The 22,741-nt window shown below is 30.2% G+C and carries 19 protein-coding genes; 12 read left to right on the forward strand and 7 right to left on the reverse strand.

Going from position 1 to position 22,741, the window contains the following annotated elements; translation table 11 throughout:
- Nucleotides 1–1,410: a di-heme oxidoredictase family protein gene (locus tag CXF68_RS11260; protein ID WP_101044723.1), complete on the reverse strand. Its 1,410-nt coding sequence runs from the start codon at nucleotides 1,408–1,410 to the stop codon at nucleotides 1–3.
- Nucleotides 1,411–1,485: 75 nt separating this feature from the next.
- The gene (locus CXF68_RS11265; protein WP_101044725.1) at nucleotides 1,486–2,706 is read right to left on the reverse strand and encodes an imelysin family protein; all 1,221 of its coding nucleotides are present in this window, start codon (nucleotides 2,704–2,706) and stop codon (nucleotides 1,486–1,488) included.
- A gap of 332 nt (nucleotides 2,707–3,038) precedes the next feature.
- Between CXF68_RS11265 and guaB the strand changes: the two genes are divergently transcribed.
- From guaB to CXF68_RS20580, 6 genes are all read left to right on the forward strand, one after another.
- Nucleotides 3,039–4,514, forward strand: a complete 1,476-nt coding sequence (gene guaB, locus CXF68_RS11270) for an IMP dehydrogenase (RefSeq protein WP_101047482.1) — start codon at nucleotides 3,039–3,041, stop codon at nucleotides 4,512–4,514.
- A 287-nt stretch (nucleotides 4,515–4,801) separates the two neighbouring features.
- On the forward strand, nucleotides 4,802–6,430 hold the full coding sequence (locus tag CXF68_RS11275) for an acyl-CoA carboxylase subunit beta (RefSeq protein WP_101044727.1): 1,629 nt from the start codon (nucleotides 4,802–4,804) through the stop codon (nucleotides 6,428–6,430).
- Nucleotides 6,431–6,448: 18 nt separating this feature from the next.
- Complete coding sequence (locus tag CXF68_RS11280; protein ID WP_101044729.1) at nucleotides 6,449–8,440, forward strand: DUF3352 domain-containing protein; 1,992 nt, start codon at nucleotides 6,449–6,451, stop codon at nucleotides 8,438–8,440.
- A gap of 57 nt (nucleotides 8,441–8,497) precedes the next feature.
- Complete coding sequence (locus CXF68_RS11285) at nucleotides 8,498–9,214, forward strand: YebC/PmpR family DNA-binding transcriptional regulator (RefSeq protein ID WP_101044731.1); 717 nt, start codon at nucleotides 8,498–8,500, stop codon at nucleotides 9,212–9,214.
- Between the two features lie 452 nt (nucleotides 9,215–9,666).
- Nucleotides 9,667–10,023 carry a hypothetical protein gene (locus tag CXF68_RS11290; protein WP_101044733.1) on the forward strand — a complete coding sequence of 119 codons (357 nt, stop codon included), beginning with the start codon at nucleotides 9,667–9,669 and terminating at the stop codon, nucleotides 10,021–10,023.
- 60 nt (nucleotides 10,024–10,083) lie between these two features.
- Nucleotides 10,084–10,251, forward strand: coding sequence for a hypothetical protein (locus tag CXF68_RS20580; RefSeq protein ID WP_157821909.1), 168 nt, complete (start codon nucleotides 10,084–10,086; stop codon nucleotides 10,249–10,251).
- 122 nt (nucleotides 10,252–10,373) lie between these two features.
- Here the strand turns inward: CXF68_RS20580 and CXF68_RS11295 are convergent, their stop codons facing one another.
- Complete coding sequence (locus tag CXF68_RS11295) at nucleotides 10,374–10,619, reverse strand: hypothetical protein (RefSeq protein WP_198553804.1); 246 nt, start codon at nucleotides 10,617–10,619, stop codon at nucleotides 10,374–10,376.
- A gap of 232 nt (nucleotides 10,620–10,851) precedes the next feature.
- Between CXF68_RS11295 and CXF68_RS11300 the strand changes: the two genes are divergently transcribed.
- Nucleotides 10,852–11,646 (forward strand): hypothetical protein, encoded by a 795-nt coding sequence (locus tag CXF68_RS11300; RefSeq protein ID WP_101044737.1) that lies wholly within the window; start codon nucleotides 10,852–10,854, stop codon nucleotides 11,644–11,646.
- A gap of 744 nt (nucleotides 11,647–12,390) precedes the next feature.
- Here CXF68_RS11300 and CXF68_RS20585 read toward each other — a convergent pair.
- The 4 genes from CXF68_RS20585 to CXF68_RS11310 all read right to left on the reverse strand — a co-directional run bounded on the left by CXF68_RS20585 (nucleotide 12,391) and on the right by CXF68_RS11310 (nucleotide 15,184).
- A complete protein-coding gene (locus CXF68_RS20585; RefSeq protein WP_157821910.1) occupies nucleotides 12,391–12,534 on the reverse strand; it encodes a hypothetical protein in 144 nt (47 codons plus the stop codon).
- Between the two features lie 18 nt (nucleotides 12,535–12,552).
- On the reverse strand, nucleotides 12,553–12,681 hold the full coding sequence (locus tag CXF68_RS21100; RefSeq protein WP_255398687.1) for a hypothetical protein: 129 nt from the start codon (nucleotides 12,679–12,681) through the stop codon (nucleotides 12,553–12,555).
- A gap of 447 nt (nucleotides 12,682–13,128) precedes the next feature.
- Complete coding sequence (locus tag CXF68_RS11305; protein ID WP_157821911.1) at nucleotides 13,129–13,491, reverse strand: hypothetical protein; 363 nt, start codon at nucleotides 13,489–13,491, stop codon at nucleotides 13,129–13,131.
- A 208-nt stretch (nucleotides 13,492–13,699) separates the two neighbouring features.
- Nucleotides 13,700–15,184 carry a helix-turn-helix domain-containing protein gene (locus tag CXF68_RS11310; protein ID WP_198553805.1) on the reverse strand — a complete coding sequence of 495 codons (1,485 nt, stop codon included), beginning with the start codon at nucleotides 15,182–15,184 and terminating at the stop codon, nucleotides 13,700–13,702.
- Nucleotides 15,185–15,332: 148 nt separating this feature from the next.
- On the opposite strand from CXF68_RS11310, the gene aceB reads away from it, so the two are divergent.
- From aceB to CXF68_RS11335, 5 genes are all read left to right on the forward strand, one after another.
- A complete protein-coding gene (aceB, locus tag CXF68_RS11315) occupies nucleotides 15,333–16,928 on the forward strand; it encodes a malate synthase A (protein WP_101047484.1) in 1,596 nt (531 codons plus the stop codon).
- 84 nt (nucleotides 16,929–17,012) lie between these two features.
- The gene (locus CXF68_RS11320) at nucleotides 17,013–18,644 is read left to right on the forward strand and encodes an isocitrate lyase (protein WP_101044742.1); all 1,632 of its coding nucleotides are present in this window, start codon (nucleotides 17,013–17,015) and stop codon (nucleotides 18,642–18,644) included.
- 330 nt (nucleotides 18,645–18,974) lie between these two features.
- Entirely contained in the window at nucleotides 18,975–20,321 is a 1,347-nt protein-coding gene (locus CXF68_RS11325) for a microtubule-binding protein (protein ID WP_101044744.1), read from the forward strand.
- Between the two features lie 201 nt (nucleotides 20,322–20,522).
- A complete protein-coding gene (locus tag CXF68_RS11330; RefSeq protein WP_101044746.1) occupies nucleotides 20,523–21,572 on the forward strand; it encodes a hypothetical protein in 1,050 nt (349 codons plus the stop codon).
- Between the two features lie 30 nt (nucleotides 21,573–21,602).
- The gene (locus CXF68_RS11335; RefSeq protein WP_101044748.1) at nucleotides 21,603–22,613 is read left to right on the forward strand and encodes a S9 family peptidase; all 1,011 of its coding nucleotides are present in this window, start codon (nucleotides 21,603–21,605) and stop codon (nucleotides 22,611–22,613) included.
- The last annotated feature ends 128 nt before the right edge of the window (nucleotides 22,614–22,741 follow it).

Raw genomic sequence — 22,741 nt, forward strand, 5'->3', positions numbered from 1 at the left:
TTATAAAGAGTTTAAGTATTGTAATAATTCTTCTCGTTCAGTTTTTGTTTTTTGTTTAAAACTTTCTTTTGAGCTTTCTGCTTCACCATTATGCCATAAAATAGCTTCTTCTATGTTTCTAGCTCTACCGTCGTGTAGTAAAAACGTGTGCCCATTTACAGCTTCAATAAGTCCTAACCCCCATAAAGGTTGTGTTCTCCATTCATTACCGTTAGCTAAAAAATCAGCTCTGTTGTCAGCTAATTCATCACCCATGTCATGAAGTAAAAAGTCAGAAAATGGGCTTATTTTAATATTATTTATCTGTGATAAAATTTCATTAGCACCTGTTGTAAAATTATCTACGTGACAAGAAACACATTTTAAATCTCTAAAATGTTTCTTTCCTTTAAGTACAGCTTCTTCTTTGTAATTTCTTCTCTTTGGTACAGATATAGCAGCCATGTATAATGCTATTCGGCTAAATTGTTTATCTGGTACTTCAACATTTTCTCCTGGGTTATTACCATTAAATAACTGTGAGCAATCTACCCCGTCAGGACAATTTTCATCTGGAAAAATTGATGTTGTTAAGCCCATATCTCCATTAAAAGCTCCTGCTACTTGTTGGTTTAGAGTGGGCTGGTTTGATTTCCATCCAAATTTACCTATAGTAAGCTTATCTTTTTTAACATTCCAAACATAATTTGCTCTTCCAGAAATCCCATCGTTATTAGTATCATTGGGGTCAGCATTTTCTAAAATACTAGCTTCAGAAAGGGCGTCTATAAAACCAAGACCAATTAATTGTTGCCCTATTCTTGGAGATGTTTGTACGCCAACTAGACTACCGTAATTTTCATTGATAATTGTATAGTTTGGTTTTCTTAATTCATAAGTACTACCATCAGCATACGTACCTTTTATATACGAAAAAACTACTTGAATACTAGCTTCTTTTTTAAGGCCTAAGTTAGACCTGTCTTGTAACTGTCCTCCATATGTTCCATGGCCAATTGGCCCTGTAGTAACTGAGTTTCCAGTACTTAAGCGGATTAATAAACCTTTTGAACTGGCACCTGTTTCTAAAATTGGCTCACCTCTTCCATCATTTAAATGACAAGCACTACATGCTCTTGCATTAAAAATAGGACCTAAACCATCTCTAGAAGTTGTGGTGGCAGGAGACGAAACCCAACTTTGGTTAAACATTGCATCACCAATACCAAAAAAAGAGGATTGTAAATTAGATAAAGAAGGAATACCTCTACCAAAGGCTTTATCAGCATTAAAAGCCTCTATAGATAACTCTGAAACTAAGTTTTCTTCTCCTAATTCGTATTCAAATTCAACAGGTTTATATACATCATCATCTTTAGAGCAAGATATTAATATAAATAATATGGTAATAAAAAAAATATTATTTTTCATGTAAATATTGTAAACAATAAAACTGAAACTAGAGAATTTCTAGTTTCAGTTTCTTAATTAAATATATAAGTTATATTAGTCTATCGTAATACTAACTCCTAATGTAGTCGCAACTTCAGCAATAGCAACTCCTTGAGATTTTAAAGCATTTGATAGTTGTATCGCTGGTCCATTACTAGTAAGCGTTTCTTGAGAAATAATTTCATCAAAAGTTTTATTTAATGCTAAAAGAGCATCTAACTTATTTAAAGTTGTTTGTGCTTTCGTTTCTAAGTTAGTAGAAATCTCTATGTTTAAAGTTTTGGTTATAGCAGTTAAAGAAACTCCTGATATTTTTGTTCCATCGGCTCTTTTATAAGAACCAATAATTACATTGTTAATTCCATTAACGTTAGCCCACATATCTTGATTCGTATTGTCAGAAAAACAAGAATGTTCATTTTCTTGACCTTCTTCTACAGCTGGTATAATTCTTTCTAAAGCAATTTCTCCGTTAGAAATAAAACCAACACCATTTAAAATATTTTTTAAAGCAGTAGCTTCATTTAATTTAGCAAATGCTGTTCTGTATAAGCCTCCAATAGCCCAAGTATTTCTTAAATCGTTTAAATCATTAATTAATAAATTAGTTACAATTTGTAAATACTGTTTTCTTCTTTCAGCAAAATTTGCAGTTGTATAATCAGTATAACCTCTTTGACCAGCAGCTGCATAATTATCTTGTTTATGCGTAGTTGGGTTGTAATTTAAATCTTGCCCCCATAATAAAAACTCAATGGCATGCCATCCAGTAGCAACATTATCTGCCAAGTTGTTAAATTCATTTTTCCCTATAATACTTGCTTCAGTTAAAGCAAAATTAGCATCACCAATTAAACCATTTTGTACTGCACCTCCTTTGTTATCAGAAACATAATCGATAAAACCTTCATCTAAAGGCCATGCATTAATACGACCTTCAGTATTTAATATACCGTCAATAGACCCTAAGTCTTCATTATCTATAGGACCATTAGCAGCACGAAAAGCTTCTGTTTGTCCGTAAAAATCTCTTGCATACAACCAAGCATTTTGCGCAGCTTTATGTGTTTCTTCAGTTGGTGTCGCTAAAAAAGCATCAATTTTTGTTTTCATTGTCGCTGCTGTAGTGTATGCATCATCATAATTAGCGGCAGCAATGTTCGCATAGTTTTCTATAAACTTAGCTTTTGTAGGTGTATCTTTAATGTTTTCGTTGTCATCTGAACATGATGTCATAGCAATAGCTACTAAACATAATCCTAATATTTTCTTCATTACTTGTTTATTTAGATTTATTTAAAATAAAGTGCAAATATATTTTAGTTTTTTCATTATTCAAAGGTTATTTAGACTTATTTAAAATAAAGTACTTTTAATTACTTTATTGTTTATTCATTTTACCTTTTTTAGGATAAAAGGACATTGCAGAATCAATTTAATTAGATTAAAGAATAATAGACTATTATGTTTTGAATTTAAATATCTTACTATTTAGATTTAATTTAAACAATAAAGATAGATATGTTAACGTTAAATTAAGGTGGAGTTATCTTTATAAGTCGTATCTTTGCATGCAATTAATTAACAACCCACTAAATTAATTGCACATGCAAGCTCACCAATCAAAAATTATAGGCGAAGGTTTAACATATGATGATGTTTTATTAATACCAGCTTATTCTGAAATACTTCCAAGAGAAGTTTCTATTCAAACAAAATTCACTAAAAATATAACGATTAATGTACCTATAATATCTGCAGCTATGGATACAGTTACTGAATCGGCTATGGCAATTGCAATGGCTAGAGAAGGAGGTATAGGAGTGTTGCATAAAAATATGACGATTGAGCAGCAAGCTCAAGAAGTTCGTAAAGTAAAGCGTGCAGAGTCAGGTATGATTATCGATCCAGTTACCTTACCATTAACAGCTGTTGTTTATGATGCTAAAATGTTAATGAAAGAACATAGCATCGGTGGGATTCCTGTTGTTGATGAAAATGGTATTTTAAAAGGAATTGTAACCAATCGCGATTTACGTTTCGAGCATAAAAACGATAGAGCTATTGTTGAAGTAATGACTAAAGAAAATTTAGTTACCGCAGCAGTAGGAACTTCATTAAAATCAGCCGAAAGTATTTTACAAGAAAATAAAATTGAAAAATTATTAATTGTAGATGATAACTATAAACTTTCAGGATTAATTACATTTAGAGATATTACTAAAGTTACTCAGAAACCAATAGCAAATAAAGATACTTACGGACGTTTACGTGTTGCAGCTGCATTGGGAGTTACTGCTGATGCCGTTGTAAGAGCTGAAGCTTTAGTAAAAGCAGGAGTTGATGCAGTTATTATTGATACAGCTCATGGTCATACCAAAGGTGTGGTGAATGTATTAAAAGAAGTAAAAGCTAAGTTTCCTGAATTAGATGTTATTGTAGGTAACATTGCTACACCAGAAGCTGCTAAATACTTAGTTGAAGCTGGAGCAGATGCTGTAAAAGTAGGTATCGGACCAGGTTCTATTTGTACAACGCGAGTTGTAGCAGGAGTTGGGTTTCCTCAGTTTTCTGCAGTATTAGAAGTTGCAGCAGCAATAAAAGGTAGTGGAGTACCAGTAATTGCAGATGGAGGAATTCGTTATACGGGTGATATCCCAAAGGCAATTGCAGCAGGTGCAGATTGTGTAATGTTAGGATCTTTATTAGCAGGAACAAAAGAATCTCCAGGTGAAACTATTATTTATGAAGGACGTAAGTTTAAGTCTTACAGAGGTATGGGATCGGTAGAGGCAATGAAACAAGGATCTAAAGATCGTTATTTTCAAGATGTTGAAGATGATATTAAAAAATTAGTACCAGAGGGTATTGTTGGTAGAGTACCATATAAAGGTGAATTAGAAGAAAGCATTCATCAATTTGTAGGTGGTTTAAGAGCTGGTATGGGGTATTGTGGTTCTAGTGATATAGAAACATTAAAAAGTACAGGTAAGTTTGTACGTATAACAGCAAGTGGAATTAATGAGAGCCATCCACATGATGTAGCGATTACTAAAGAAGCTCCAAATTATAGTAGAAGGTAATTTTTTTATAAAATTTATAAAAGCAAACGCTGTTAATTTAATAATTAACAGCGTTTTTTTGTGCTTTTATTTGATATAGTATGTCGTAATTGTTTTAAAATGAGAATTACTTTTTTAAGAAGTGCTGATAGTTAAAAAGATATTTAAGCGGCTTATATATCAATCAAGGAATAAATAAATTAATAATTTTAATAAAAACAGAGAAAACATCATTGAAACGTACATTTTACCACCTTGTATTCTACGCGGTTTTTCTTACTTTAGCAATCGCAAATAAATAATTTACAATGGACCTTAACTTTAACAAGAATGAAGATCACAATAAACTTTTAGCATCAGATTTACGAAGACGTTTTGCTAAAGTTAAACTCGGAGGAGGACAAAAGCGTATTGATAAACATCATGCAAAAGGAAAATTAACTGCTAGAGAGCGTGTTGATTATCTTTTAGATGACAATGCTAAATCAATAGAAATTGGAGCTTTTGCGGGTGAAAACATGTATAAGGAACATGGTGGGTGTCCTTCTGGTGGTGTTGTTGTAAAAATGGGATACGTAAGTGGTAAACAATGTATTGTTGTAGCCAATGACGCAACTGTTAAAGCAGGTGCTTGGTTTCCTATTACCGGAAAAAAGAACTTAAGAGCTCAAGAAATATCTATAGAAAACAAGTTGCCAATTATATATTTGGTAGATTCTGCAGGGGTATACCTTCCTTTACAAGATGAAATTTTTCCAGATAAAGAACATTTTGGGCGAATTTTTAGAAACAACGCAGTTATGAGTAGTATGGGAATTACCCAAATTTCTGCTGTAATGGGAAGTTGTGTTGCAGGTGGAGCTTATTTACCAATTATGAGCGATGAAGCTATGATTGTTGATAAAACAGCAAGTATCTTTCTTGCAGGAAGCTATTTAGTGAAAGCTGCAATAGGTGAAAGTATTGATAATGAAACATTAGGTGGAGCAACTACGCATTGTGAAATTTCGGGTGTTACTGACTATAAAGCGAAAGATGATAAAGATGCTTTAGATAAAATAAAGTTTATTGTTGATAAGATAGGGGATTACGACAAAGCAGGGTTTAGCCGTAAAGAAGCTTTCCCTCCAAAAGAAAATGAAGAAGATATTTTTGGTATTCTTCCGAAGGAAAGAAATGCACAATACGACATGTTAGAGATCATCCATCGTTTGGTTGATAATTCTGAATTTGAACAATATAAAGAGGGGTACGGTAAAACTATTATTACAGGTTATGGTCGCATTGATGGTTGGGCAGTCGGTATTGTTGCTAATCAACGAAAGTTAGTAAAAACTAAAAAAGGAGAAATGCAATTTGGTGGCGTTATTTATAACGATTCAGCAGATAAGTCAACTCGTTTTATAGCGAACTGTAATCAGAAAAAAATTCCATTAGTATTTTTACAAGATGTTACTGGTTTTATGGTTGGATCTAAATCTGAACATGGAGGAATTATAAAAGACGGAGCTAAAATGGTGAATGCAGTAAGTAACTCTGTTGTACCAAAATTTACAATCATTATTGGTAATTCTTACGGAGCAGGTAACTATGCAATGTGCGGTAAAGCTTATGATCCAAGACTTATTGCTGCGTGGCCTAGTGCCGAATTAGCTGTAATGAGTGGGAATTCTGCTGCTAAAGTTTTATTGCAAATAGAAACTGCATCTTTAAAAAAGCGAGGAGAAGAAATTACGCCAGAAAAAGAAGCGGAGTTATTTGATAAAATAAAATCTCGTTACGATGACCAAATCTCACCATATTATGCAGCCGCAAGAATTTGGACAGATGGCATTATTAATCCATTAGATACTAGAACTTGGATTTCTATGGGAATTGAAGCTGCAAATCATGCGCCAATTGAAAAAAAATTTAATTTAGGAATCATTCAAGTATAATTTCACACATCATTAGTTATGAGAAAGAAAATTTTATGGACTATCTTAATAGCCTTTCTTGGCTTTTTAGCATACCAAACTTACATTTTCACGCTTGCTGAAGAAGATAATATTAAACCTATTTATCTTATACCTAATGATGCAGTTTTTATTCTTGACACCGAAAGACCTATTGACACTTGGGATGAAATTAGTGCCAGTGATATTTGGAAACACTTACAAAAAAACACCTTTTTTAATGACATTAGCAAGAGTTTAAATACACTTGATAAAGTTGTTAAAGAACAAAAAAGTATCCTTAATTTTATTGGAGAACGTGATGTTCTTATTTCTGCTCATGTTTACAAACCAAAAAAATATGATTTTTTATATGTAATAGATCTTGAAAAATTATCAAAACTTAATTTTTTAAAAAGTAGCATTTCTAAATTAGCAGGTGATAATTATAAAATTACTAAAAGAACATATTTAAACCATGAAATAACTGAGTTATACGACAAAATCGAAAGAGAAACGCTACATATTGCGTTTATTAAAAACCAATTAATAGCCTCTTATACGCATGTATTAATAGAAAACTCTATAAACCAATATCAAAAACCAATAATTGGTAGAGATGTTAATTTTGTGGAAATAACTAAAGAAACTCCTGAAGACGGTTTTTTTAAATTGTTTTTTCAATATAAATACTTAAATAAATACCTTTCTTGTTTTACGAATAAAACAAATGACGAGGTTGTTAAAAATATTCAGAGTTCACTTTTCTATTCAGGTTTTGATGTTTCTTTAATTGAAGGAACAATTATTCAAGCAGATGGTTATAGTAATGTTAAAGAAAATTCTGAAAGTTATCTAACAGCCATTCAAAAATCAGGAAAAGGAAAAAGAACAATTGCAAGTATTGCCCCAAGGAATACGGCACTTTATTTAAGTTTTGCTTTTGACAGTTTTGAACTGTTTCAAGAAAACTTTGAAGATCTTAAAAAAGAGAAACCAGAAGAGTTTGAAATTTATAATAAGCAAATTACAGACATTGAAAGTAAGCTAGGTATTAGTGTAAAAGAAAATGTATTTAGTTGGATAGGAGATGAGGTTGCTCTTATACATTTTAACTCTTCGCTTTCAAGAAATAAAAAAGATGTTGCTGCTGTTTTTAAAACAACTGATATTGATGACGCTACTGAAAATTTAAACTTTATTTTATCTAAAATAAAAGAAAAAACACCATTACAGTTTAAACAAATTACTTACAAAGAACACACTATTAACTTTTTAGATTTAAAAGGTTTTTTTAAAATGATTGTTGGGAATATGTTTAAAAAAATGGAAAAACCATATTTTACTATTATTGACGATTTTGTTATTTTTAGTGCAAGCCCAAACACATTAAAAGAAATTATAAATAATAAAATAACAAATTATACACTGGCTTCTTCTAAAGAGTTTGAAGAGTTTAATTATTTGTTTGATGATAAGTCAACTATTTTCACTTACATAAACACACCTTACATTTATACTGATTTGGTAAGTTTTGTTGATAGAAAAACACAGCTTCAAATAAAAAAACATAAAGATTATATTATATGTTTTTCACAACTAGGTATTCAGCTAACTTCTGAAGGGAATATTTTTAAAAGTAATATAACTACTACATTTAATGATCCTGTACTAGTAAAGGAGAAAATAAATTTAGATCGAAAATTAAAAAAGGAATTAACAAAGAAAATGGAATTAAGTACTGATTCCGTAGCTAAAATAGAATCAAATTTCCAAATAAAAGAAATTAATCCTTCTGATTTAAGCGCACCAAATTACAAAGAGTATTATGATGATGGTAAGTTAAAATTTGAAGTCGAATTAGATGATGGTATGTTAGATGGAAATTATAAAATGTACTATCCTAATGGAAATTTGAAGTTAAAAGGAAGCTATAAAAACGGGAAAAAATCTGGTACATGGCGCGCTTACGATGAAAAAGATAGTAAGTTGTTAATCAAAAAAAGATTTTAATTGTAAATAATTAACGCAATAGTTACATTTGCCGTTGCGTAAACATAATTTAAAGAAATGGGAAGAGCATTCGAACTTAGAAAAGGACGTAAAATGAAACGTTGGTCTGCAATGGCTAAAACATTTACCAGAATAGGTAAAGATATTGTAATGGCTATTAAAGATGGTGGGCCAAATCCAGATACAAACTCACGTTTAAGAGCTGTAATGCAAAATGCAAAGGCTGCAAACATGCCTAAAGAGAATGTAGAGCGCGCCATTAAAAAAGCTGCTGATAAAGACACTAGTAACTATAAAGAAGTTTTATTTGAAGGGTATGCACCGCATGGTATTGCAGTCGTAGTAGAAACTGCTACTGACAACAATAACAGAACAGTAGCCAATGTACGTGCTATTTTTAATAAATGTAATGGTAATTTAGGTACATCAGGTTCAGTAATTTTTATGTTTGATCGTGTCTGTAATTTTACAGTAAAGAAAGAAGATATTACTGTTGATTTAGAAGAGTTAGAGCTTGAATTAATAGACTTTGATGTAGAAGAAGTTTTTAATGACGATGAAGGAATTATTATTTACGCACCGTTTGAACAATTTGGTTCTATTCAATCATATTTTGAAGAAAATAATGTAGAGATTTTATCTTCAGGATTTGAAAGAATACCAACAACAACTTTAAAATTGTCAGAAGAACAACAAGCGGATGTTGAAAAGCTTTTAGAGAAACTAGAGGAAGATGACGATGTTCAAAATGTATATCACAGTATGGTTATGTAATACCAATAAACATAGTATCTATCACTTAAGCCCTCTATTTAATAGAGGGCTTTATTTTTTATATCTGTTATTTTTTGTTCATTTTATCGAAATAATGTACAAATGAGTTTCAACCTACAAATTAACACTTATAAAAGGCAAAATGGCACTCAGGCTATTAGGTTATGATTTTTTACAAGTTAAAATGATATTCAATACATAAGTACAAATCTAAATCAATGAGATAAAAAAATAAAGAGTAAAAAAAGCATAATTTAGAAGAAAAGTTTAATGCTAAATTAGCAGCAGCATTACTTTTTGATCTTAAAATAATTTATTACAAAATTAGCAACGACTGAACATTATTTAAAATATTTTTATCATAAAGATGAATCTGATACTATAAATAAACTATTTAATTAACTGTAAATAATCTTCAATTAAATACTTATAAACCTATTGTAAATTGACTAATGAAAAAACACGAACTATACTGGAAAAATATTGATATTGGAACTTTAAAAGAAACAAATTGGGATATGAGAAGTTCTGGCGATATCCAATTCAAATTTAATTTTTTGGACGAAACTTTTGATAACAATCAATTAGCTAGTTTCATTAAACACTCCATAAAAGCAAGTTACTACTTAGGTGAAGGGGATGATAAGAATTTTAATAGAATGTGTGAAGAAGAGGAATTAAAATATATTCATTTTATCAACAGTTCTGATTGGAAATTAATCAGTGAAAATCGAGAAGAAATAAAAATTCTTTGCCCAATATTTCACGATAATAATGAAATAACTTGGCAAATAGATTTAGAGAAATAAACTACTTACAATAACTAAGTGTATGGCGTGCCGATAGGCTAACGCTATATGCCTTGAACAATGGTCCTTTATTTACAAGAATTATTAGGTCATAAAACTAAATCTACAACCGATATTTATTTAGATGTATTCCCGCAGGAAAAAATAGACAATTATCATAGAATGGTTATTGATACGGTTCTTAATGTAGGTGCCATAAACGAGTACAAGAAAAAACCAACATGTTAATGTTGGGTTTATTTATCTAATTTACTTGTTATTAAACTTATAAAAACAGTTATAAATCGTATTGTTAAGGATAAGTGTAGTTAAACTGATTCCCCTTAATTAGAGGGGATAAAATCACATAATTAACAGCTACTTAATTTTTCTAAAAAGGGGATTATCTTCTTTTTATAAGAATCGTATAAATCATCAGGTATGCATGCAAAAGATTTTGATTGTTTATAATATACTGATTCTCCCTCACGTGCCCAAAAGAAAAGTATTTTACAATTAGGGTTTTGAGGTGAAAAATGAACTATACTAAATGTAAGATCACTAGGAAATTTATTGTTTTCTAACTTTTTATTTAAATTAGCTTCTATAGTTTTCATGGTCTTTATATTCATGATTTGATTGAATTAAAATTTTTAATAATGTAAAATTAATTATAAATAAAACAACGATTTCACCTCTATAGCTAAAACAAACTTCTAATTGTGGTAATTTAATAAAAACTGTAGGTTCTCCGGCACCTAAAAAAAACGGAAAAGTTCATTGACATAATTGTGGTAAGTGTTAATTTTCAACTAATTTTAAGTGTGTGAAAAATTAACTATTTTAACTATGAAACTTGAATCAAAGGAATTTTCAGAAAGCAATGAGTTTAGAAATTCAATGGAATTAATTATTGGAGATTATCTAGAAGGACTTAACTCACAAAATAAAGGTGATAAACAAAAACAATTAGAACTTTGTCAAGTTGGAAAAATGTTAGTTACATATTTTCCTGAATTCAAAATTAAAGAGATGAGGGAAGTTCCTGATTTTATAATTTCGAATAATGAATTAACTGTTGGTTTGGAACATGAGGTAGTTTCAAACTTTGAATTAAGAAGAAAACATGGATTTTTTGAAAATTTATTTCGATTAGCAGAAAGAGATTTATTAAAAAGTAACGACACACCAAATTTATTATTGAATTGTTTTCTGTATCAAGATCTAGAATTTCCAGCTGAATCAAAAGCTGAACTTATAGAAAATATTAAGGAGGTATTAAATCACTACTTCAAATATAATGAGATTATCGATAATGGATTAATCAAAGATATATTTAAGCAACCGCATAACACCTTAAGTCTTGCTCCAAATTTTGGAGCTCATATGGTAAGTGATATTACGGAGGGAATTATTCAAGAAGCAATTAATAAAAAGGAAAAAAAGATAGAAAATTATAGACGAAAAACAGAACTTCCTCAGTGGTTGCTTATAGTTGCAGGTGGAGTTTCTGAATATTCATATGATATTGAAGAATATTTTTTAAAAGATTTTAGAATTAAATCAACATTTGATAAAGTGTTGTTGATGTCGGATTTTAAAAATAAATTATATGAATTAGAAACTGTAAAGGTTTTTCTATAATCCTTAAAATATAAATAACTTACCACAAAGCACCTTAATTAAGGTGTTTTTTTATGTCCAAGATTTAAAAATTAAAAATTAAAATAACTGTAGTTAAAAAAATTAATGGCTTTCCCATAGTGTTCCTAAGGCTAATAAAATTGGTAAAATTAATGAAGCGATGATGCCAAGTAAATTTAATATTAAACCAAAAGTGTAGTAAATTCGGTAGGATTTGTATGTGTTTATTAAGTAGGTAATAAACAAGGTGATGCAAAAAATAAATGCCCAAAATTTATAGTAAAATATGTAAATATTAAACTTTTCGATATCTAAATACAGAAATATTTTAGCATCTAAACAGATTAAACAAATAGTATAAAAGGAGAGGAATATCTTTTTAATACAGCAAAAATAAATAAAAAAGTATAAAAAAAGGAGCATAATTACATGCTCCTAATTTAAAGTAAATACACTTTGAATAATTCAAATTCATTGAGTTAGACGTTCTAATGTTTTAAAACTTACAAAAGATTTATAGATAGCTATAATTATGAAAGAAAAATTAATTAATAAAATTAAATTTATAGAATAACCGTATCATTATTATTAATGCGAATAGGCTTGTATTTTTCATGATAATAGGAATACCTCTAGAAGAAGTTTGTGCGATTTTAGGTGAAAAATGGTTAACTTGTATTGAATCTGATTTACAATCATATCACTTTGCATTCATAAAGTAAGAAGTATAGTTTTTCTAAACTATTATAAATTAACAATATCGAAATATTTTATTTCAGGTGTTGATACGGTAAAAGATAAAAGCTTTTCCATAATACCATTTTCAGTAATAAAATTAAGGTACTCTTTATGATGTGCTGTAGTTTTCCATGTTTCATCAAATATCATTTTCGAATCATCAGCATTTTAATAAACCTTAACTTGTGAACAACCTTTAAAACTTCTGACATTTTCTAAATTATTTTCTAGAAAATTCATTAGCTCTTTTATTTTTCCTGAATTTACTTTTAATTCTAAAATTACTTTTTTTTTCATTTTTAGTTATATTTTATTTAAAGCGAAGATATTGTGAGTAAAAATGGTAAATATTAATCAAAATTAAGATTTACTTTTTTACTCACAGGTTTCAGTAGTTTATTCTCCTTTCGAAATATTATATAGATGTTGTTTTTTTAAGTTTTTTAAGTAGAAATTTTCTGTTATTTTAATGTGATACAAATCATGTCTGAGAATGTGATATTCTAAAGCTCTTACTGGGGTAATATGATTTGGATATTGAAGTATGGGGAATATTACTGATAAAAAGGTAAGTGAGTACTTGAAATATTATAGAACATCAAAAAATGACAGTGATGATTTTATGCTAGAGTAATCGAGTACTGCTGGCTTTAGTCGGGTAAAAAAAATATTAATTTTTAGTTTATAGTGGTTTCGCTATATTTCAGCTTTCTTGTTTTTTGAATTCGTAGTTATTCTTGAAAATTAAGCACGGGGTATTTTACGTATTAAGTTAGCTGTGTGTTTTAAGAATTCTCTATTTCTAATGCCGTAACCATCTAAACCTATTAATTTAACGTTATTGGGTTTGTCTCTATTTATTTCTAAGTAAAATCGAGTATAACCATTTTTTGAAGTGAATTTAAGTTTGTCTTTTTCTCGATATATAGTGTGTTTACTTAGTTTATCTGCATATGGGGAGTCACGTATCAATTCATAGTTTTCTATTGTTAAAAGTTTGCGGTCTTGTTCTTGTTTTTTTATTTCTTTTTTTTCAGAAGCGGCTAACATTAGAAGTAGAACTATTATTAAAACGATAACAAAAAAGATGATTAAAACTATTTTCATTGGTAAATTAAGATTGTCAATAATTTTATTTTTAGTTAAGCCTATTTATTTGATGCTAATGTATTGAAATGCGTTTAGATAAATAGGTAATCGAAATTTTAAAAATTAATTAAACTGTATGAATTGAGGAGTTTATTTTTTATGTTTTTTAATACCTTGAAAAAAAATATAGAAGTTTTCTCGTTTCTTAACCGTAAGAATGAGGTTCTTACGTGCTGTGATACGAGAGTATTATGTTTTCAACCGCTTTAGAAATTTCTTCATATTGGTTTGAGCGTTCAAGTCTCCAAGGTTTAGCAACTCGCTCTTTGCAATTTTGAACAGCACAGGTTTCGCAAGTTACTCCAACAATTTTTTTTGTAAAAATGCCTTCTTTGAAAAAACGAAGCTTCTTTTTTAAGTGAGGGGATAGTAACATTCCTATACTAACACTTCTGTTAATTTCTTTTTTAAAAGGATCAGGTGTTGCTGAGGAAAGTACAAGGTATTCGTTTTTCTCATTCTCATAAGAGGAAATTTGAACACCAAAAGTTGCTTTACTCTTTTTTAAATCTTCTAGATCTTGAATGGTTTTTAAAGAAATCCATCTTCTGCAATAATGCTCGTTATTTCTATTGGCATGCGGAGCTTGTTGTTGTGTAACGTGTAGTTCTTTACTTAATCTATGTATAGGGGAGTTAAGCTTATGTGTAAACCGTAAAAAGAATAAATTCTTAATATTAAAATGTTTAGGTAAAATATTGGTTAGTCGTTGGTAAAAAGTTTCATGAGAACAATTATAGTGCTTAATTATTCTGTGTAGTTTAAAAGGTTTCCATTCTTCTAAAGCAAAGAAGTTTGTTAATTGTTGAATAAGTGATTTTTTAGGAATAATTAAAGCACCAGCAAAATAAGAGGCAATAAAATTATTTAAAACTTGATCAAAACTATCAAATTTTACCCACGGGAAGGTATATAATCTATTTTCAATTTTCAGAAAATTATAAGCTAATTCTTTGGCGTAAATAAACGTTTTTTGAGCTTCACTTATTCCATTGTATATTAATAACGCTTTCTTTTTAGGGATAAATATGGTTCGTAACTCAGAAAGATTTTGGTGTTTAGAAAGTTCTTCTGTGTCAATAGTATAGTTAAATTCTTCTATTAATATTTCTTCTAGATCTTTTGAAAGAACAGGTTTGTTTAAGTCTATATGATAAGATTTCGCAAAGTTTTCAGCTTCGATTTCAATTTCTCCAAAATAGTTGTTATGAGCTTCTTGATAAGAACGAAGAGCAGCTAAAAAAAAGCTTTCTCGAGTAAGATTATAGTTTTGAGATATTTTAATAATGGTGCTAATGAATGCATTTACCTTGGCGGGAGCATTAGCAATGATATCAATTAAATTATTTTCTTTAATGCCGAATAAGTCTAGCGGAATTTCCTTTAAAATTTTAGATTGAAGAATTTCTCCAATAGGAGCAAGGTTTTTATCAAGTTTTAAGGAAACTAAATGATCGTATGGTACATCCAGGTTTTCTGATAGAAGCACTATTTTATCCGTTTTCGGATATTTTTTTCCTTTTTCAATTTCGTTTAAATAAGATTTAGATAAGCCTGTGAGCTTGGCTAAGCCGAAAAGAGAAAGCTTTCTGTCAGTACGTATTTGCTTTAATTTAAGCCCAAAAATTAAGCGGATATATTCTTCTTCCAAAGTAATTGATTAAGGTATTCGTAATTCAAAGGTATGTAAATTAGCGAATTAATAAAAATTAATTATTTTACGTAATTAGCGAACGTTCGCTTGTGGAGTTCAAAAATATTTTATAGTATTGTAGTGTTGAATCGAAAAAATGACAGTTATGCAACAAAATGGGATTACGAAAGAAATTGATTTTAAGGGTTTTGAGTTAGAAAGGTATCATCAGGTTTTATCTGATGAAGCAAAGAATTTCTTGTTAGAGTTACATGATAAATTTAATGAAGAAAGATTAAATTTATTAAAAGAAAGAGAAAATCAGCAAGTCTATTTTGATGCTGATAACTATCCGAAGTTTCCAAAAGAGACAAAAGAGATTCGCGAAAGTGATTGGGTGTGTGCCGAGTTGCCAGAAGATTTATTAGATAGGAGAGTAGAAATAACAGGTCCTGTTGATAGAAAGATGGTAATAAACGCTTTGAATTCTGGAGCTAAAACTTTTATGGCAGATTTTGAAGATAGTAATTCACCAGGCATAATAAATCAGTTAAATGGGCAAATAAATTTGCGAGATGCTAATAACAGAACAATTTCTTTTTATAATGAGAAGAAAGATAAAACCTATCAATTAAATGAGCAAGTAGCTGTATTGTTAGTGCGTCCGAGAGGGTTGCATTTAAATGAAAAGCATTTTTTGGTAGATGGTGTTGCTATGTCGGGATCTTTGGTAGATTTTGGATTGTATTTTTTTCATAATATTAAAACACTGCAAGAAAGAGGTTCGGGAGCGTATTTCTATTTACCAAAATTAGAACATTATAAGGAAGTTCGTTGGTGGAATGAAGTTTTTGTTTTTGCGCAAAACTATTTAGGTATTGCTCAAAAATCTATAAAAGCAACAGTTTTAATTGAAACAATTACAGCAAGTTTTCAGTTAGATGAAATTATTTATGAATTAAGAGATCACATGGCGGGGTTAAATTGTGGTCGTTGGGATTATATTTTTTCATATATCAAAAAATTTAGAAATCATCCAAATTTTGTAGTACCTAATAGAGATCAGGTAACTATGAGTACTCCTTTTATGAAGTCGTATTCATTGAGAGTAGTTCAGCGTTGTCATAAACGCAGAGTGCATGCAATGGGAGGAATGGCAGCACAAATTCCAGTAAAAAATGATGATAAAGCAAATGCATTAGCGTTTGCAAAGGTGTTAAAAGATAAGGAGCAGGAAGTTAAAAACGGGCATGATGGTACTTGGGTAGCACATCCAGGAATGGTGGATTTAGCGATGAATGTATTTAACGAAAATATGACTACTAAAAATCAAATTCATGTAAGCAGAGCAGATGTTAATATTCAAGAAAAAGATTTAGTAGAAATGCCTAAAGGAACAATTACAGAAGAAGGAGTTCGTAAGAATATTAATGTAGGTATTTTGTATATAGAATCTTGGTTAAGAGGAAATGGAGCAGCAGCAATATATAATTTAATGGAAGATGCGGCAACAGCAGAAATTTCTAGAACTCAAGTATGGCAGTGGTTGCATAAAAATATTGAGTTAGAAGACGGAAGAGTTTTTACGCAAGAAATGTATCAACAATTAAAAGAAGAAGAAATTGAAAAGATTAAAAAATATGTTGGAGATACTCAATATGTAAATGGAAAATTTGAGCTAGCAATTCAGTTATTTGATAAGTTGGTATTAAATAAGGAATTTGTGGAGTTTTTAACCTTACCAGCATATCAATACATTTAAAATATAAAATAAAAGCCCCTAAAATGCGGCAACATTTTAAGGGCGAAGCTATCAGTAATTAATAACTTATTAAAAAACAAACTTATGAAAAATTTAGCTCAAGGAAGTTATAATTCAGCATTAGAAACAGTAAAATCTTTAAAGCAAAAGTATGGAAGTACTTGGAGTGCGATTACTTCTGAAAATGCAGCAAGAATGATTGCTCAAAACCGTTTTAAAACAGGTTTAGACATTGCTAAATATACAGCAGCGATTATGAGAGAAGATATGACAGCTTACGATGCTGATTCTTCTAAATATACACAGTCATTAGGTTGTTGGCATGGGTTTGTGGCGCAACAAAAAATGATTTCAGTTAAAAAGCATCATAAAACAACGAGTAAGAGGTATTTGTATCTGTCGGGATGGATGGTTGCAGCATTACGTTCTGAATTTGGACCATTGCCTGATCAGTCAATGCATGAGAAAACAGCCGTTGCTTCATTAATTGAAGAGATTTATGATTTTTTGCGTCAAGCAGATGCTATTGAGTTGAACGATTTGTTTAGAAGATTAGAAGGTGGAGAAGATGTACAGGGGCAAATCGATAATTTTGAAACACACGTAGTGCCTATTATTGCAGATATAGATGCTGGATTTGGAAATGAAGAAGCTACATACTTGTTAGCAAAAAAAATGATTCAGGCAGGCGCTTGTGCTATTCAAATTGAAAATCAGGTGTCAGATGCAAAACAATGCGGACATCAAGATGGAAAGGTAACTGTACCACATGAAGATTTTATAGCAAAACTAAATGCAATTAGGTACGCATTCTTAGAATTAGGAGTAGAAGAAGGTATTATTGTGGCAAGAACAGATTCTGAAGGAGCTGGTCTTACTCAGAAATTACCAGTAAGTCAAGAGCCAGGAGATTTAGCTTCTCAGTATTTAGCTTTTGTTGAGGCTGAAGAAATAGCTGTAGACGAAGCAAGTGAAAATGATGTTTTATTAAAGCGTAATGGAAAACTAGTACGCCCGGTAAGATTAGCAAATGGATTGTATAAATTTAGAGAAGGAACGAATATCGATCGTGTAGTTTTAGATTGTATAACAAGTCTTCAGAATGGCGCAGATTTATTATGGATTGAAACGCCAACTCCGCATGTTGGGCAAATAGCTCATATGGTGAATCGAGTAAAAGAGGTGGTTCCAAACGCAAAATTGGTGTATAATAATTCACCTTCATTTAACTGGACACTTAATTTCCGTAACCAAGCTTATGATGAAATGCTTTCTGAAGGTGAAAATATGACTGATTATGATAGAAATAATTTAATGGATGCTCAGTATGATGGTTCAGAACTATGTTATCGTGCTGATGAAAAAATTAAGACTTTTCAAGTTGATGGAGCAAGAGAAGCTGGTATTTTTCATCATTTAATTACATTACCAACCTATCATACTACAGCGCTTCACATGAGTGACTTAACAGCAGGGTATTTTGGAGAAGAAGGAATGCTAGCGTATGTAAAAGGAGTACAGCGTCAAGAAATTCGTAAAGGAGTGTCATGTGTAAAGCATCAAAGAATGGCCGGTTCTGATTTAGGAGATGATCATAAAACATTCTTTGCAGGTGATAATGCTTTAATAGCTGGAGGAACAAAAAATACGTCTAGTCAGTTTGGTTCAAAGAAACAAGAAACTAGTGTAAAAGTTCAAAGAGGTATTGCAGTTTAATAATATATTTTTAACAGAATGATGTATAATTAGTTCCTGCATTTGTTTGGTTTATTAAGCAGTGCGGGAATTTTTAAAAGATTGATTTTAATATCAATCAGTAAATAGTGGATTTATAAGTAGTTGTTTATAAATTTTTAGTAATTGAAGTTACTTCCTTGATAATAATCAAGGAAGTTTTTTTATGGTTATAAATATGATTAAATAAGGTTTTTGTAACAAAAAGACCTCAGTTGCTACATATAAATTATGCGATTCATGTTTTAATTAAAAAAAAATAACGAAATTGCTTAACCAAAAATTGTTCAACTAAAAAAAACACGAAGCAACATGTCAGATGATTTTGATTTATTAGAAACTAATTCAAACGAAAAAACTGAGAAAGTAGATGTTAATTGGGGTAAAACCATAGACACAATGAAGTCTAAATTAGCACATGAAGAAGATCCACAAACACGTCAAAAAATACTAAATGCAACATTAGATGATGTGGTGCATATGGCAGAAAAGGATAGAGAAACTCTTTTAGATGCTATTAAAGACCTAACAGATTATCAAGATGAAGTAGGAATTATATTCGAAAAATTTTCGACATTAAACGCCAAAGAACAAAAAGTAATTGACGATGCTCAAAAAGCGTTAGAACGTGCTAAAATTAAATTAGAAGACGCACAAAATAAACCAGATACTTGGTGGAATAACCTTTGGGGAAGAAAAAGCAAAATTAAAAAAGCTGAAGACGAACTAAAAATTGTTGAAAAAACAAGAGAAGGCGCGGATAATAAAGCAAAGGCAATGTTTCAAGAGCGTATTGAAAGCGCAGATGTTCAAACATTGTTAAATGAATTATCGTATAAATCTCAAGCAGCTGTTACAAGATTAAAAAACCGTGAAGTAGAAATTAAAGAAGTAGAAGATAAACTACAAACGGCCATTGTAGAAGCAACAAAAAACCATACAAAAGCATTAGAGAAAAAGCAAGAAGTAGAAGGTAAGTTAGAAGAACAATATGTTTTATTAAAACAAGTACGACAAGAGTTAGAAGAAACGGTAGACAAACAATCACCAGCCTATTCAGAAATAATAGGTAAAATGACAAAAGTAGAGCAGAAGGTAGAAGAATTAGAAGGACTTAAAAACGCCTATACAACCTTAGCAGCCAGTAAAGATAGTTTTGTACACAAGCATAATTTAACCATAAAAGTATTAACATCTTTACGTAGTAACTTACAAACACATAGAGCAAAACTAAAATCAGACACCGAAGAGCGTTTAAAGTATTATGACGGATATGTGGTTGCGTTAAAAGCAAGAACAGATCAAGAATTTGCGGCAATTTTAGAACACTTAGGTGTAAAAACCGATGAACATATCGGAGCAACCTTAGCATCAATGCATTCAGCAAGTGCAAAAGCACGTCAAGAAATGATGGATAACATTCCTGTACACGAAAAAGTTATGCAAGGAGTATATGGTAGCTATGCTGAGGCATTACATGAAATTAGAGAGAAAGATATTGATATTCAAAAAAACTTTGCTGACCGCTATGGTATAGATATGAAAGAACTTTTTGAAGACTATTACAAAGCAGATAAAACGGTACCTTCTGGAAAAGATTCAGAACCAGAAGCTGCTCCAGCTCCAGAAGCAAATAATGACGATGACATGTTATCATAAAACGTTTTTGAAAGAGGTTTTGAAATTTAAAAAAGAGAAAAAATAATAATGAGGGCGTTACCTTCTTTTTGAAAATAAAAGAAGGTCAGGCTTTCATTTCAATCTTTTTTCGAAAAAGAAAAAAGGATACCAATTCAATCCTTAACGCAAATACAAGCAACAATAAAATAGCTATTAAACAAATATTGTTTACAAAATAATATGATTGTAACACCTTTAGATTCGGCAATATTAAATACAAAAGAACAATATGTTTTTTACCATAAAATGGTAGATTTTGCGCTGAAAGAATTAATAGTGAGTGTACAACAAAATGAGTTGTGCAGTTATCAAGAGCTAATCTTCTTCAAACAATATTCCGATTTGTTATTGTATTCAATAGAAGCAATGAGAGTTAAGTATATGTATGACGAAGAAGATAATATGAAAGTAGATTTAACCGATTCTGGCTTTCCAAATTATCTAGAATTTCGATATTTATACAACGATTTAGAGTTACGAAACGAGTATTTAGATAAATTACAAGACACAAGCATAATAAAAGAAGAGTTTTTAGATACACTATTGCGAAAAAAACAACCAATAAAAAAGAACGAACTCTTTAAAGCAGCATCAATTGTTTATTACAAATCTGTAAAACAGCAATACATATTTAACAAATTTGTACAAGGAAAAATAATCGATGCACCAAAAAACAGCAATGCAAGTTTGTTAATAAGCTGGAGTTTTTACGATGTAAGTACAAATAGACCTTATATATGTTTTATGTATTTCGATTACGATGGTAAACGAGTAGAAAAAGCAAAAGAAGAAATATATAAAGTACTAAAAGAAAGTGCCGATAGAGAAATGTCGTTAGATACAATGGCATATAATATCGACAGAAAATTGCCAGAAGTATATCCAAAACATATAAAAAGAATCGATTTAGGTCCTTTACATAATGTATTTGCAAAAGATGAAAATGAAATAACACATGCCGTTTTAGGTGGAATAGCAAAAAAAGAAATTCCTTTAGAGTCGTATGCATTGTCATTTAAAATAGATGAGGTTTTTTCTGGAGACACTTTTAAAGAAGGAAGTTTTTTTTCGAAACAAACCATGCAAAAATGGAATGCAGTAGAGCAGAAGAAATACGTTTTTGCTCCGCATAGAATTATACAGATGCTACATAATAAAGTGCCAAATGTGCTTAATAATTTAGCAAAACCACCAATTCAAGTTGCAGAACTTAAAATAAGTAAGCAGTAAAGTTAGTTTGAAAATAGATTTAGAAAAAAAATGAAAATGAAGAGGTGCTTATATTTATTCTTAGCTAATTTATTTGTGCTAATTGCGCAAGGGCAAGAATTAAAAATTATAGAAAAAACAAAAATTAATTGGGATGATTATGCAGAAAGAGTTTATCTAGATAAAACAGAAAAAACATTTAAGAAGTCATATAAAAGATTAAAGAGTATTGATATTTTTAAAATTAAATATTTAAGTGATGGTCTTAAAATAGAAGCATTTGCAGCTATTCCAAAAAAAGAAAAAGACTATCCTGTTATTGTATTTAATAGAGGGGGAAATAGAGATTTTAATGCTCTTAGCTTATTTGGAAACCGTAAAATGAAAGGGATTTCTGCAATAATGTATTTTTCTTATTTAGCAAGTAAGGGGTATGTTGTTGTTGGTTGTAATTATAGAGGTTGTGGTAATAGCGAAGGAAAAGATGAATTTGGTGGAAAGGATGTTAATGATGTTATTGCTTTATTAGATGTTGTAGAAGAGTTGCCTAATACAGATACTAACAGAATAGGAATGTTTGGTTGGAGTAGAGGAGGTATGATGGCATATAGAGCGTTAACAAAAACCAAAAAAATTAAAACAGCTGTTATTGGAGGAGCCGTATCTAATAGTTTTAAAAGTATTATTGCTAGACCAGAGATGGAAACTAGGGTTTTAGCAGAATTAGTTCCTAATTATTATAAAAATAAAGAAGTAGAACTTACGAAACGTTCTGCTGTAAAATGGGTAGATCAATTTCCTACTAATGTACCTATTTTTTTAATGCATGGAAGTGCAGACTGGAATGTAAGAGCAAATCAAAGTTTAGAGTTGGCATTAGAGTTTCAGAAATATAAAATACCATATCGTTTAAAGATATATGAAGGAGGAAACCACGGTATATCTCAATTTGGAAAAGAAAAGTTTAAAGATATAATAGCATGGTTTGATAAATATTTAAAAAATGATGCGCCTATACCTAACACCGCACTTATAAACCCTTTTGAAAATAGAAAGAATTAATTTTTTAAATAAGATTAATAGTTGTGAAAAATAAAATAAATAACGTCATCGCGAGAAGAAGAAAATAACAAGAGTATCCTTTTAAAATAAGAGATTACTTCATTTCATTCGTAATGACAGATAACATT

Origin of the sequence: Tenacibaculum sp. Bg11-29, assembly GCF_002836595.1 — a bacterium.
In the GTDB taxonomy this organism is placed as follows: domain Bacteria; phylum Bacteroidota; class Bacteroidia; order Flavobacteriales; family Flavobacteriaceae; genus Polaribacter.

Coding starts and splice junctions, on each gene's coding strand:
- aceB (WP_101047484.1), top strand. CDS start 15,333: ATGCAACAAAATGGGATTACGAAAGAAATTGATTTTAAGGGTTTTGAG.
- CXF68_RS11260 (WP_101044723.1), bottom strand. CDS start 1,410: ATGAAAAATAATATTTTTTTTATTACCATATTATTTATATTAATATCT.
- CXF68_RS11330 (WP_101044746.1), top strand. CDS start 20,523: ATGATTGTAACACCTTTAGATTCGGCAATATTAAATACAAAAGAACAA.
- CXF68_RS11305 (WP_157821911.1), bottom strand. CDS start 13,491: ATGAAAATAGTTTTAATCATCTTTTTTGTTATCGTTTTAATAATAGTT.
- CXF68_RS11295 (WP_198553804.1), bottom strand. CDS start 10,619: ATGAAAACTATAGAAGCTAATTTAAATAAAAAGTTAGAAAACAATAAA.
- CXF68_RS11265 (WP_101044725.1), bottom strand. CDS start 2,706: ATGAAGAAAATATTAGGATTATGTTTAGTAGCTATTGCTATGACATCA.
- guaB (WP_101047482.1), top strand. CDS start 3,039: ATGCAAGCTCACCAATCAAAAATTATAGGCGAAGGTTTAACATATGAT.
- CXF68_RS20585 (WP_157821910.1), bottom strand. CDS start 12,534: ATGATATTTGATGAAACATGGAAAACTACAGCACATCATAAAGAGTAC.
- CXF68_RS11300 (WP_101044737.1), top strand. CDS start 10,852: ATGAAACTTGAATCAAAGGAATTTTCAGAAAGCAATGAGTTTAGAAAT.
- CXF68_RS11335 (WP_101044748.1), top strand. CDS start 21,603: ATGAAAATGAAGAGGTGCTTATATTTATTCTTAGCTAATTTATTTGTG.
- CXF68_RS21100 (WP_255398687.1), bottom strand. CDS start 12,681: ATGAAAAAAAAAGTAATTTTAGAATTAAAAGTAAATTCAGGAAAAATA.
- CXF68_RS11280 (WP_101044729.1), top strand. CDS start 6,449: ATGAGAAAGAAAATTTTATGGACTATCTTAATAGCCTTTCTTGGCTTT.
- CXF68_RS11325 (WP_101044744.1), top strand. CDS start 18,975: ATGTCAGATGATTTTGATTTATTAGAAACTAATTCAAACGAAAAAACT.
- CXF68_RS11320 (WP_101044742.1), top strand. CDS start 17,013: ATGAAAAATTTAGCTCAAGGAAGTTATAATTCAGCATTAGAAACAGTA.
- CXF68_RS20580 (WP_157821909.1), top strand. CDS start 10,084: ATGGTCCTTTATTTACAAGAATTATTAGGTCATAAAACTAAATCTACA.
- CXF68_RS11290 (WP_101044733.1), top strand. CDS start 9,667: ATGAAAAAACACGAACTATACTGGAAAAATATTGATATTGGAACTTTA.
- CXF68_RS11275 (WP_101044727.1), top strand. CDS start 4,802: ATGGACCTTAACTTTAACAAGAATGAAGATCACAATAAACTTTTAGCA.
- CXF68_RS11285 (WP_101044731.1), top strand. CDS start 8,498: ATGGGAAGAGCATTCGAACTTAGAAAAGGACGTAAAATGAAACGTTGG.